The 12,218-nt window shown below is 63.6% G+C and carries 9 protein-coding genes; 1 reads left to right on the plus strand and 8 read right to left on the minus strand.

The features are described from left to right. Position 1 precedes the first annotated feature (1 nt). From rplC to rpsL, 6 genes are all read right to left on the minus strand, one after another. Positions 2 to 727 (minus strand): 50S ribosomal protein L3, encoded by a 726-nt coding sequence (gene rplC, locus LPW26_RS18775; RefSeq protein WP_238737077.1) that lies wholly within the window; start codon positions 725 to 727, stop codon positions 2 to 4. Positions 728 to 776: 49 nt separating this feature from the next. Continuing rightward, positions 777 to 1,085, minus strand: a complete 309-nt coding sequence (gene rpsJ, locus LPW26_RS18780) for a 30S ribosomal protein S10 (protein WP_002712302.1) — start codon at positions 1,083 to 1,085, stop codon at positions 777 to 779. Positions 1,086 to 1,173: 88 nt separating this feature from the next. Continuing rightward, positions 1,174 to 2,364, minus strand: a complete 1,191-nt coding sequence (tuf, locus tag LPW26_RS18785) for an elongation factor Tu (RefSeq protein WP_238737079.1) — start codon at positions 2,362 to 2,364, stop codon at positions 1,174 to 1,176. Positions 2,365 to 2,403: 39 nt separating this feature from the next. Then, complete coding sequence (fusA, locus tag LPW26_RS18790) at positions 2,404 to 4,476, minus strand: elongation factor G (protein ID WP_238737080.1); 2,073 nt, start codon at positions 4,474 to 4,476, stop codon at positions 2,404 to 2,406. A 30-nt stretch (positions 4,477 to 4,506) separates the two neighbouring features. Then, entirely contained in the window at positions 4,507 to 4,977 is a 471-nt protein-coding gene (gene rpsG, locus LPW26_RS18795) for a 30S ribosomal protein S7 (RefSeq protein ID WP_238737082.1), read from the minus strand. A gap of 15 nt (positions 4,978 to 4,992) precedes the next feature. Continuing rightward, a complete protein-coding gene (gene rpsL / locus LPW26_RS18800; protein ID WP_025588683.1) occupies positions 4,993 to 5,364 on the minus strand; it encodes a 30S ribosomal protein S12 in 372 nt (123 codons plus the stop codon). A 902-nt stretch (positions 5,365 to 6,266) separates the two neighbouring features. Here rpsL and LPW26_RS18805 point away from each other — a divergent pair. Further along, entirely contained in the window at positions 6,267 to 7,103 is an 837-nt protein-coding gene (locus LPW26_RS18805; protein ID WP_238737083.1) for a hypothetical protein, read from the plus strand. Positions 7,104 to 7,936: 833 nt separating this feature from the next. Here LPW26_RS18805 and LPW26_RS18810 read toward each other — a convergent pair. Both LPW26_RS18810 and LPW26_RS18815 read right to left on the minus strand, forming a co-directional pair. Beyond that, on the minus strand, positions 7,937 to 10,018 hold the full coding sequence (locus LPW26_RS18810; RefSeq protein WP_238737088.1) for an ABC transporter ATP-binding protein: 2,082 nt from the start codon (positions 10,016 to 10,018) through the stop codon (positions 7,937 to 7,939). A gap of 130 nt (positions 10,019 to 10,148) precedes the next feature. Further along, positions 10,149 to 12,203 carry an FAD-dependent oxidoreductase gene (locus LPW26_RS18815; RefSeq protein ID WP_238737089.1) on the minus strand — a complete coding sequence of 685 codons (2,055 nt, stop codon included), beginning with the start codon at positions 12,201 to 12,203 and terminating at the stop codon, positions 10,149 to 10,151. Between the last annotated feature and the right edge of the window lie 15 nt (positions 12,204 to 12,218).

Below are 12,218 nucleotides of genomic sequence, written 5' to 3' on the forward strand. Positions count from 1 at the left end.
CTCACACACCCTCCTGCTCGGCAGCCGGAGCCGCTGCTTCGTCGCCGCCATTGGCGAGCCGGAACTTGCCCGGCTTCGGCGCATCGGCCGGCAGCGCCTTCTTCACGGCGTCGCGCACCGCGATCCATCCGCCCTTGGAGCCGGGAACGGCTCCCTCGACGAGGATCAGGCCGCGCTCGACGTCGAGCTGCACCACACGCAAGTTCAGTGTGGTGATACGATCGACGCCCATGTGGCCAGGCATCTTCTTGTTCTTGAAGGTCTTGCCGGGATCCTGACGACCGCCGGTCGAACCGATCGAACGGTGCGACACGGACACGCCGTGGGTGGCCCGCAGACCGCCGAAATTCCAACGCTTCATACCACCGGCAAAACCCTTACCGGTCGAAGTGCCAGTGACGTCGACGAACTGGCCGACGACGAAGTGGTCGGCCTGGATCTCGGCGCCGACCGGGATCAGCGCGTCCTCGGACACGCGGAACTCGGCGACCTTGCGCTTCGGTTCGACCTTGGCGACGGCGAACTGGCCGCGCTCGGCCTTCGGCATATACACGGTCTTGCGCGAGCCGGAGCCGAGCTGCAGCGCCACGTAACCGTTCTTCTCAGTGGTGCGGTGGGCCAGCACCTGGCAGTTGCCCAGCTTCAGCACGGTCACGGGGATATGTTCGCCGGCCTCTGTAAAGACCCGCGTCATCCCGACCTTCTGTGCGATCACTCCGGAGCGCATCGGCGTGCTTCCTGTTCTTTCTGTCCGCTAGTAACCGGACGGTCCAATCTCAGAGCTTGATTTCGACGTCGACGCCGGCGGCCAGGTCGAGCTTCATCAGCGCGTCCACGGTCTGCGGGGTCGGGTCGACGATGTCGAGCAGGCGCTTGTGAGTGCGCATCTCGAACTGCTCGCGGCTCTTCTTGTCGACGTGCGGCGAACGGTTGACGGTGAACTTCTCGATCCGGGTCGGCAGCGGGATCGGCCCGCGCACCTGCGCACCGGTTCGCTTCGCGGTGTTGACGATCTCACGCGTCGACGTATCGAGAATCCGATGGTCGAACGCCTTGAGGCGAATGCGAATATTTTGGCCGTTCATTGCCGTATCTTTCTTTAGAGAGCGAGTGGTGAGTGGCGAGTAGCGAATAGTCCCCTATTCGCCACTCCCCTATTCGCTATTCGCGTCCTTACTCGATGATCGCAGCGACGACGCCGGCGCCAACCGTGCGGCCACCTTCGCGGATGGCGAAGCGGAGCTTCTCTTCCATCGCGATCGGCACGATCAGGTGCACTTCCATGGCGATGTTGTCGCCCGGCATCACCATCTCGGTGCCTTCCGGCAGATGCACGACGCCGGTGACGTCGGTGGTGCGGAAGTAGAACTGCGGACGATAGTTGGTGAAGAACGGCGTGTGACGGCCACCCTCTTCCTTCGTCAGAATGTAGGCCTCGGCCTTGAACTTGGTGTGCGGCTTCACCGAACCCGGCTTGCACAGCACCTGGCCACGCTCGACGTCTTCACGCTTGGTGCCGCGCAGCAGCGCGCCGATGTTGTCGCCCGCCTGGCCCTGATCGAGCAGCTTGCGGAACATTTCGACGCCGGTGCAGGTCGTCTTCTGCGTCGGGCGGATGCCGACGATTTCGATTTCCTCACCGACCTTGATGATGCCGCGTTCGACGCGGCCGGTCACCACGGTGCCGCGGCCCGAGATCGAGAACACGTCTTCGACCGGCATCAGGAACGGCTGGTCGATCGGGCGCTCCGGCTGCGGGATGTAGGCGTCGACCGCCTTCATCAGCTCCAGGATGGCGTCGTGGCCGAGCTTCGGATCAGAGTTCTCCAGCGCGGCGAGCGCCGAGCCCTTGATGATCGGAATGTCGTCGCCCGGGAAGTCGTACTTCGAGAGAAGCTCGCGCACTTCCATCTCGACCAGCTCGAGCAGTTCCGGATCGTCGACCATGTCGCACTTGTTCAGGAACACCACCAGCGCCGGCACGCCGACCTGACGGGCCAGCAGGATGTGCTCGCGGGTCTGCGGCATCGGGCCGTCGGCGGCCGAGACGACGAGAATGCCGCCGTCCATCTGCGCCGCACCGGTGATCATGTTCTTGACGTAGTCGGCGTGGCCGGGGCAGTCGACATGCGCGTAGTGGCGGTTCTGCGTCTCGTACTCGACGTGAGCGGTCGAGATCGTGATGCCGCGCGCCTTCTCTTCCGGCGCCTTGTCGATCTGGTCATAGGCCGTGAACGTCGCACCGCCCGTCTCCGCCAGAACCTTGGTGATCGCCGCCGTCAGCGACGTCTTGCCATGGTCGACGTGACCGATCGTCCCGATGTTGCAATGCGGCTTGTTACGTTCAAACTTTGCTTTGGCCATCGCTCTTCTCCATTCAGTCGCGGCTTACGCCGGCGACAATCAGGCAAACTTCTTCTGGACTTCCGCCGACACGTTGGCCGGGGCTTCCGCGTAGTGGTCGAACTGCATCGTGAAGGTCGCGCGCCCCTGGCTCATCGAGCGCAGGTTGTTCACGTAACCGAACATGTTCATGAGCGGCACCATCGCGTTGATGACGTTGGCATTGCCGCGCATGTCCTGGCCCTGGATCTGGCCACGCCGCGAGTTGAGGTCGCCGATCACCGAACCGGTGTAGTCTTCCGGCGTCACGACTTCGACCTTCATGATCGGCTCCAGAAGAACCGACTTACCCTTCTGAAGCGCTTCGCGGAATGCAGCACGCGAAGCGATTTCGAAGGCCAGCGCCGACGAGTCGACGTCGTGATACTTGCCGTCGACCAGCGACACCTTGACGTCGACCACGGGGAAGCCCGCGACCACGCCCGAGGACAGCACGCTCTCGATGCCCTTTTCGACGCCGGGGATGTATTCCTTCGGCACCGCGCCACCGACGATCTTCGACTCGAACACGTAGCCACCACCCGGCTCGTTCGGCTCGACCACGAAGCTCACCGCAGCGAACTGACCGGTACCGCCGGTCTGCTTCTTGTGGGTGTAGTCGACCTCGGCCTTCTTGGTGATGCGCTCACGGAACGCCACCTGCGGCGCACCGATGTTCGCGTCGACCTTGTAGGTCCGCTTCAGAATGTCGACCTTGATGTCGAGATGCAGTTCGCCCATCCCCTTGAGGATGGTCTGACCCGACTCCAGATCGGTCGACACGCGGAACGACGGATCTTCCGCAGCCAGCTTCGCAAGCGCGACGCCGAGCTTCTCCTGGTCGGCCTTCGACTTCGGCTCGATCGCGATCTCGATCACCGGCTCCGGGAATTCCATCTTCTCGAGGATCACCGGATTGGCGGGATCGCACAGCGTGTCACCGGTGCGAGCTTCCTTGAGGCCGGCCAGCGCGACGATATCGCCGGCGTAGGCTTCCTTGATGTCTTCGCGGTTGTTGGCGTGCATCAGCAGCATGCGGCCGATGCGCTCCTTCTTCTCGCGGGTCGAGTTCACCACGCCGGTGCCGCTCTGCAGGATACCCGAGTAGATGCGGCAGAAGGTGATGGTGCCGACAAACGGATCGTCCATGATCTTGAACGCGAGCAGAGCCAGCGGCTCCTTGTCGTCCGCCTGGCGCACGACTTCGTTGCCGTCCTCGTCGATGCCCTTGATCGCCGGCACGTCGACCGGCGACGGCAGGTAGTCGACCACGGCGTCGAGCAGCGGCTGAACACCCTTGTTCTTGAACGCCGAGCCGCACAGCACCGGATAGAACGCACCGGTCAGCACCGCCTTGCGGATCAGGCGCTTCAGAGTCGCCTCGTCCGGCTCGTTGCCGTCGAGATAAGCGGCCATCGCGTCGTCATCGAGCTCGACGGCGGCTTCGATCATCTTCTCGCGATATTCCTTGGACTGCTCGAGCAGATCTTCCGGAATCTCGACGTCTTCGAACTTGGCGCCGAGCGACTCGTCGTTCCACACCACAGCCTTCATGCGGACCAGATCGACCAGGCCCTTGAAGTTGTTCTCGGAGCCGATCGGGAGCTGGATCGCAACCGGCTTGGCGCCGAGGCGGTCGATGATGTCCTGCAGGCACTTGAAGAAGTCAGCGCCGGTCTTGTCCATCTTGTTGGCGAAGACGATGCGCGGAACCTTGTACTTGTCGCCCTGGCGCCAGACCGTCTCGGTCTGCGGCTCGACGCCCTGGTTCGAGTCGAGAACGCAGACGGCGCCGTCGAGCACGCGCAGCGAACGCTCGACTTCGATGGTGAAGTCGACGTGGCCGGGGGTGTCGATGATGTTCAGGCGCTTGCCGTTCCAGAACGCAGTGGTGGCGGCGGAGGTGATGGTGATGCCCCGCTCCTGCTCCTGCGTCATCCAATCCATCGTCGCGGCACCTTCGTGCACTTCGCCGATCTTATGGCTCTTGCCGGTGTAGAACAGGATGCGCTCGGTCGTCGTGGTCTTGCCGGCATCAATGTGGGCCATGATGCCGAAGTTGCGGTAGTCCTCGATGGCGTGAACGCGGGGCATGACGTCTTCCTTGATTCCGTTGCTTCGCCGTTACCAGCGATAGTGCGAGAACGCGCGGTTGGCTTCCGCCATCTTGTGCACGTCTTCACGCTTCTTCACGGCGTTGCCGCGGTTGTTCGATGCGTCGAGCAGCTCGGCCGACAGACGCTCGGTCATGGTCTTTTCGTTGCGCCCGCGAGCGGCAGCGATCAGCCAGCGAATGCCCAGCGCCTGACGGCGGGTCGAGCGAACTTCGACCGGCACCTGGTAGGTCGCGCCACCGACGCGGCGGGAGCGAACTTCGATCGTGGGCATGACGTTGTCGAGCGCCTGCTCGAACACACCGAGCGGCGGCTGCTTGGTCTTGGCCTCGATCAGATCGAAGGCGCCGTAGACAATGCCTTCGGCAACCGACTTCTTGCCGGCGTACATCACCGAGTTCATGAACTTGGTGAGAATGATGTTCCCGAACTTCGGATCCGGGAGAACTTCGCGCTTTTCGGCAGCGTGACGACGGGACATGAATTCTCTCCCCGCTTACTTGGGACGCTTCGCGCCGTACTTCGAACGGCGCTGCTTACGATTCTTGACGCCCTGGGTATCGAGGACGCCGCGGAGGATGTGGTAGCGCACGCCGGGCAAATCCTTGACGCGGCCGCCACGGATCATGACCACCGAGTGCTCCTGAAGGTTGTGGCCTTCACCCGGGATGTAACCGATCACCTCGAAGCCGTTGGTCAGCCGAACCTTGGCGACCTTACGAAGCGCCGAGTTCGGCTTCTTCGGCGTCGTGGTGTACACGCGGGTGCACACGCCGCGCTTCTGCGGCGACTGCTGCAGCGCCGGAACCTTCTTGCGCGACTTCTGCACCGCGCGCGGATTTGCGATCAGCTGGTTGATCGTCGGCATCTTCGCCTTCACCCTTAGCTTCGCGCGAAACCTCGCGGGTTTCGCAAATTCGTTCGGGGCACCCGCCCCAGCGGCCGCCTCACCTGACCGGACACGTCCGACCACGCAAAGCGAAATTGCGCCAGCCACTCATCGCTGAGCGGAAAGCGCTTCCATGCAACAGAGGACCGCAGCAAAAACCGGACAGCAATTGCTGGCCGGCTAGTACCGAGGTCATGCTTCCAAAACTGTCCTCAGGAGCAAACGACTCGAGAGAACGCTGAACGTCCTGGCATTGCCTGGCTTATAGAGACAGCGTTTGAGCGACTTGGGTCGAGGTTGGTGCCCGAAGCCCGCAAGGGACGTCCGGGTGATCCGTTCCGACGTTGGCGAAGCTCACCGCCTGTCTTGAAGTGGCCGGGTTTTATCGGTGCGACACTTGCAAGTCAAGGCAAAACGGTGTGCCGGATGACGATATCACGTCATCAGCTTGCCCTGCCCGATCGACAGGAAACGCCAGTGTCGCTGGGACTTCTGTCAGACCGCCCGGTGTCCGGAAGAAGCGTCGACGATCGTCCTTGCGACCGTCCGGCGGGCCGGTTCCGGGTGCCGCAGCATGCAATCAGGCAGAATCGCCCCCCTGCCGACTCGGTCGGTCGATGCGTTAAGCCGAGTCGTCGCATGAGATGGTGAACGATTCGTGACGATGGCGCCGGCGGACGCGAGCAGCTCGCGACTGAAAACAATCGTTGATTGCGTTGAAGCGAAGTATCGCGTCGGTCGCTCAATTGCGCCGCGCTTGCCCAGCGTGCTTACCTGATGCCCGCCGGCAGCACGCCCGGCGCTGGGGTCAGCCGATGCTGCAGAGCCTGAGGAGGACGTCGCGCCGGCGTCCCGCGCGAGCTGGCTGCCTCGCGGTTGCGATGTTGACGGCTGTTCCTGGCGGCGCCCTGGCGGCGGATGACGACGAGGACGAGGACACCAAGGCGTCGCGGCCGCAGGTCTATCTCGACTTCCGCAGCACCTATTCACGCGTGCCCGCGGGAGTGCTGTCGATCGGCTTCAGCCCGACCAGCGTGCTGTCGCAATTGGCATCACTGGCCGCCCTGCCCGCACCGTCGCTGCCGGCAAGTCAGGGCGTCGGCTTCGACGTTCCGCTGACGGTCGACGTCAATGATCGGGTCTCGCTGTATGGCGGCCTCAGCGCCACCGCCTCGAAGGCCGGCAATCTCGACTGGACCTCGGTTGCGATCACGAGCTGGAACGTCGGCATCCAGGCCGATATCCTTCAGCAGAACGGCGGCGCGATCCCGACGCTCACGCTGCAGACGACACTGACCCGCACGCTGCCGGCCGGGCCGCTCGCAACCATTTCGCTGAATACGATCCTGGAGGCGACCTACGCGCTCGACGCCGACGAAACCCGCGGGTTTCTCGCCGGGATGCAATCGACGCTGACCGCGATCGATGCGGACCGCGCCGAGATTCGGCCGAACTGGGTCGGCTGGTTCGGCGGGTTCTATCAGTGGGACAGCAAATGGAAGGCGACGGGCCGCGCCGGCATGCAGTCGTTCGGCGGCGCCCAATTGCTCAACCTGAAGCCGCTCGCGTCCTTCACCCAGCCGATTCTCCGCTTCGACCTCGACAAGATGGACGACGACGACAACCGCCTGTTCGGCCTCACCGCGCAGATCGCGTGGACGCCTAAGCCGGCCTATCAGCTCACGTTGCGCACGCCGCTGTATCTGACCAAGAAGTAAGCGCTAGCGCGCTCCCTGACGCGCCTGATGGTGCTTTTGATAAATCACAACCGTTATCCTCGAGGTGCGTGCTGTGCATCGCTGTGCGCTGCGCTGCGCGCCTTAGGATGACGATTCAACACCTGAGGTGGCGGCGTCGATTCCATCAATCGATGAAGTGACTTAGAATGAATACTCCACACCGCACGTCAGGCCCTGGAAGAGCGTGCTGGAGCGATGATTGACGCCCTGCGCGGCGCTGCCGGGGGTGGTTCAGGTCATTTGAATCTGGCCGGGGGCTAGGGCGACGCCGTTAAACCATAGCGCCTCGTAGCCGAGCTTCAGCGCGGCGACCTCGGTGAGGCGATACTTCGCCACCAGCCCGCCCTCGGCGACGAACGCCGCGGCGCTGGTGGCAGACTGCGCCGGAGCGACCGAGAAACAGCGCTTCGGCGGAGAGCGTCCAGCGCGGCGCGCTGATCGGCTGACGGGACAACACCGGACGCGCGGGGAGCGAGGCGTCGGCCTTTGCCGATGCCGCGGCCAGGGCGTTGAGGTCCTCGGCGGACGCCGCGGACGGGAGCAGCAGCACCGCCAGCAGAGCAGCAGCGGACCAACGGCGTCGTTTACGCGTCGATAACCGGACTGCAGGCTGCGATCGCGGCCCGGACGCCGGAGCGGGTCCGCAGACCGTCCCGCCCTGCTCGCTGTCAGTCCGATGCTTCGACATCGGCCGGATACTCTCGTCTCAGCCTGCATCGCACATCCTTGCATCGGCGAAGCCCGATTCGGACCCTCGTGCGTCTACCTACTTCGATCGAGCAGATCGAAACCCGGCCCGCGATGGCGCCGGATCAATCCTCATCGTCCTCGTCGTCGTCGTCGTCGTCATCATCATCGGCGGTGCGGCCGTGGTTGCTCTGGTCGTCCCAGAGCTTGCGATAGACGCCATTCTTGGCGAGCAGCTCCTTGTGCGAGCCGCGCTCGATGGCCTGACCGCCAGAGATGACGATGATCTCGTCCATCTCGACCACAGAGGTCAGCCGATGCGTCGAGAAGATCATGGTGCGACCACGAGCGAGCTTCAGCAGCGTCTTGTTGATCGCGGCTTCGGTGGTCTGATCGAGCGCCGAGGTCGCCTCGTCGAGCAGCAGCACCGAGGGATCGCGCACGATGGCGCGGGCGATCGCAAGGCGCTGGCGCTGGCCGCCGGACAGCGTATCGCCGCGCTCCCCGACCTGGGTGTCGTATTTGTCCGGCAGACTCATGATGTAGCGGTGGATCTCGGCCTTCTTGGCGGCCTCGACGACCTCCTGGTCCGTCGCCCCCTCCTTGCCGAGCCGGATGTTTTCGCGGATCGACATGTTGAACAGCATGTTCTCCTGGAACACGACGGCCATGCTCTGCCGCAGCGAATCCAGCGTCACCTTTCGGACGTCGACGCCGTCGATCGTGATCCGGCCTTCATCGGGCTGATACAGCCGCAGGATCATGTTGAGCAGCGTGCTTTTGCCCGAGCCGCTTGGGCCGACGATGGCGATCGTCTTGCCGGCCTTCAGCTTGAGGCTGAGATTGTCGATCACCGGCTGCTCGGCGCCTTCGTAAGCGAAGGTCACCCGCTCGAATGCGATGTTGTCGGTGATGCGCGGCAGCTCGGCGGCGCCCGTACGGTCGGCGATCGGTGTCGGCTCGTCGAGCAGCTCCTCCATGTGGCGCACGGCGGCGGCGGCCTGGATCGCCACCGGGATGAACTGCATCAGATGGGCGATGTTGTAGGACACCTCCCAGAACGCACTCTCGAAGGTGACGAAGGTACCGACCGTGATCTGGCCTTTGGTGGCCAGATAGGCGCCGATCGCCAGCACCACGATGTGCAGCAGCAGAACGGCGACCGTCACCGAGCGCTCGACCATCGAGCGCAGGAACACCGCCTCGGCGATCTTGTCGCGCGTCGCGTTGTTGCGCAGCGAGAAGAAGCCGAACATCTTGCGCTGCAGGCTGAACGCCTTGACCACCGCCTGGGCGCCGACATTCTCCTGCACCATGCCGAGCAGTCCGGCTTCCTGGACCTTCTGCTCGTAGTTGGCCTGCACCGCCTTCGGCGTCAGGATGCGCGGGCCGATCAACGTGATCGGGAAGATCAGCAGCGCCACCACGGCGAGCTGCCAGTTCAGGAACAGCATCAGAATGACGCCGGCGATCAGCTCGAGGAACGGCAGCATCGCCGTGTTGGCGAAGATCTCGACGACGTTCTCGAACGCAGCCATATCGATCGAAAACCGCGACAGCGTCTCGCCGCGCTTGGTGCGGGCGAAATAACCGGCCGGCAGTTTCTGGACATGGTCGAACAGGCGCGTGCGCACGTCGGTGATCACCGATGCGGCGAGCCGCGCGTCCCAGCGCTCGTACCACACCGCTACGATCGACGTGATGATGCCGGCGACGGCGAGGATCGACAGGATCTTGTAGAGTTCCTGGAAGTCCTCCTCGCCGAGCGCGTCGTCGATCAGGAACTTCAGGCTGAGCGGCATGATGACGTTGAACAGGGTTTCGACCAAAACGCCGAACACCACGATCGCCACCATCTTGCGATAGTTCGGCAGGATCGGCCTGACGTGCCGCGCGATCGTCGCCAACGCGCCGGCGGCCTCCCGCGCGGTGAAGACGACGAGTTCCTCGTCCTCATCGTCATCGTCGTCTTCGTCATCCTCGTCGTCGTCCGCGTCCTTGGCCTTGGCCTTCGGCGTCTTGTCCTGGACGAGTTGCTTTACCGCCGGCTTGGTGCTCGGCACCGGCGACGCGACGGCGCCGACCGGAATGGCGAACTTCTCGTCGAGCGGCGATGCGGGCGCACTGGCTGCGCCCGGCTCCGCCGGCGAAGCCGCGGCCTGACCGTCGCCGTCAGTGGGAGGATTGGCTGGTTGCTTGCGCGTCATGTAGCGGAACCGTGGATGGACCGGCTGGAGACGAAAGGCTGGAAGCGAAATGATCGACGCCGTGACTCGTTCGAGCCACGGCGTCGTAATCCTTATGCGATGTCAGCAGGTCCGGCCAAGCCGCTCGTTATCATTCTTCGTCGTCGACCTTGTCGAAGAACGAATAGCGCAGGCTGTCCGCGTCGCCGTACCACTGCCCGGGCCCCTTGCCGGCCTTCAGCGTGGCTTCCCAAAGCTGATCGCTGCAATCCTTGCGGTGCATCGACAGGTCGAAGCCGTTGTTGAAGAACAACTCCGACCACTCCCACCAAGTGCCGAGCTTCTTCACGGCGCGCAGCAGGTCGTAGCGGTCGACCACCTTGGGGTCCATGTCGCTGGTGACCGAGCCGAACACCAGGCCGATGCGGGAGACGCGATTCAGCTCGCGGATCGCCTTGACGACGCGGGCCTCCGGAACGTGGCACAGGCTGGTTTCGAACACGAAGTCGAATGAATTGTCCTCGAACGGCAGTTCGGCGATCGATCCGAACTGGTTGTAGGGCTTCAGCGCCTCGGGCGTCTTGGCGAGGATACCGCGGTTGTTGTCGACGCCGAAGGCGTCGATGCCGCGCTCGCGCAGTGCTCCGACGAGCTGACCGCTGGCCGAGCCGGCGACCAGCAGCTTGGCACCCTGCGGCATGTCCCAGACCGTGCGGATCATCTCGAGCAGATAATCGGGATCGGTGAAGCGGTCCCAGACCTCGCTGTAAGGTCCCTGGTTGCGATAGTTCTCGAAATAGGAGGCGTCGATCTTGTCCGAGACCGCCTTTTCGGCCAGCGCGCGGGCGCGGCGCAGCTTCATCGTTTCGGTGACGATGATGTCGGTCGCCGCATCCGAGGAGTCGAGCAGACCGTTCAGCGTCGAGTCGAACAGATAATCGCCGACCACGACGAAGCCCGGATGGTTCTTCGGTTCCGGCCGGTGGTTGGTCATCACATCGCGGACCGGCAGGCCGCCGGGGATGCAATTGACGGACGACAGCCAGCGATGGGTCTTGCCCTCCATGAAGTGGTCACGGGCATCGCCGATCGCCGCCGGCAGCGACTTCAGCGCCAGATCGATCAGTTCCTTGTCGGTCAGGTTCGAGAACGCTAGCGCGTCCGAGCCGGCGACCAGGAAGTTCAGCACGCCGTATTTGCCGACGTCGTGGCGAGCGCCCTCGTTGTAGACGCAGCAGCCACCGAAAGCCTCCGACATGAACCAGGCGCCGGGGATCTTGTCGCCCCAGAACGGCGAGTCGAACAGCAGCGAGATCCGCAGATAATGCGCCGGGCGGTCGAAGTAAGCGACGTGCTTGACCATCGCCTTGCGCAGCTGCTCGTCGCCCCAGGCCAGCGTCGCCAGCCAATTGTGCGGCAGGCACATCAGCACGAGATCGAAGTCGCGCGTCTCCGGCCCCTTGCCGTTCATCATATTGAGCTCGTAACGCCCGGTCTCGGTCTTGCCGACCTTGAGGACGCGGTGGTTGAGCTGGATCTCGGCGTCGACCTCGGAGCGCAGCCCCTCGATCAGTTGCTCGTTGCCGTTCTGGATCGAATACAGGCCGATATAGCCGTCGATATCCATCACGAAGTTCTTCAGCGCGTTGAGGCCGTTGGTGTTGTGGCTCTCGGTCGCGATGTCGGACCGCGCCATCACCTTGAAGAACTTCTTGGCGACAGGATCCTCGATTTCCTTGTCGAGCAGTTGCTCGCAATTCATCCAGGCCCAGGGGTGCTCGTTGTCGTGCGCGCCGACGCCTTCGTAGTACTGGACCGGCGACATCTGCTCGGTGAGCGTCTTGCGGAAGGAGAGGATCGCGTCGGCGGTCTTGTCGCCGTACTTGCTGCGCATGCCGGGCACGTCGTTGAGCAGCTCGCCATCGAGCTGCACCTGCTCGGCGTCCATCGGGATGGTCTGCAGGCCGAAATGCTGGACCAGCTCGCGTAGCGGGTCCGGCCCCGTCATCGAGTAATCGTACAGCTCGGCGACGCCGGCTTCGTACAGCGCCGGCGCGGTGTCGAAGGTGCGCGAGACGATCTTGCCGCCAAGGCGGTCGGACGCTTCGAAAATGGTGATCCGGCACAACGGGCCGAGTTTCTTCTTCAGGTACCAGGCGCTCATCAGGCCGCCCGGGCCGCCACCAACGATTGCAAGGTCAAACATCTGGTTCTTTCAACG

Source organism: Rhodopseudomonas infernalis (assembly GCF_022271405.1).
Lineage (GTDB): Bacteria > Pseudomonadota > Alphaproteobacteria > Rhizobiales > Xanthobacteraceae > Rhodopseudomonas > Rhodopseudomonas infernalis.

Excerpts from the sequence above, each read along its gene's own strand:
- rplC (WP_238737077.1), bottom strand. The coding sequence starts at position 727 with ATGCGCTCCGGAGTGATCGCACAGAAGGTCGGGATGACGCGGGTCTTT.
- rpsJ (WP_002712302.1), bottom strand. The coding sequence starts at position 1,085 with ATGAACGGCCAAAATATTCGCATTCGCCTCAAGGCGTTCGACCATCGG.
- tuf (WP_238737079.1), bottom strand. The coding sequence starts at position 2,364 with ATGGCCAAAGCAAAGTTTGAACGTAACAAGCCGCATTGCAACATCGGG.
- fusA (WP_238737080.1), bottom strand. The coding sequence starts at position 4,476 with ATGCCCCGCGTTCACGCCATCGAGGACTACCGCAACTTCGGCATCATG.
- rpsG (WP_238737082.1), bottom strand. The coding sequence starts at position 4,977 with ATGTCCCGTCGTCACGCTGCCGAAAAGCGCGAAGTTCTCCCGGATCCG.
- rpsL (WP_025588683.1), bottom strand. The coding sequence starts at position 5,364 with ATGCCGACGATCAACCAGCTGATCGCAAATCCGCGCGCGGTGCAGAAG.
- LPW26_RS18805 (WP_238737083.1), top strand. The coding sequence starts at position 6,267 with ATGTTGACGGCTGTTCCTGGCGGCGCCCTGGCGGCGGATGACGACGAG.
- LPW26_RS18810 (WP_238737088.1), bottom strand. The coding sequence starts at position 10,018 with ATGACGCGCAAGCAACCAGCCAATCCTCCCACTGACGGCGACGGTCAG.
- LPW26_RS18815 (WP_238737089.1), bottom strand. The coding sequence starts at position 12,203 with ATGTTTGACCTTGCAATCGTTGGTGGCGGCCCGGGCGGCCTGATGAGC.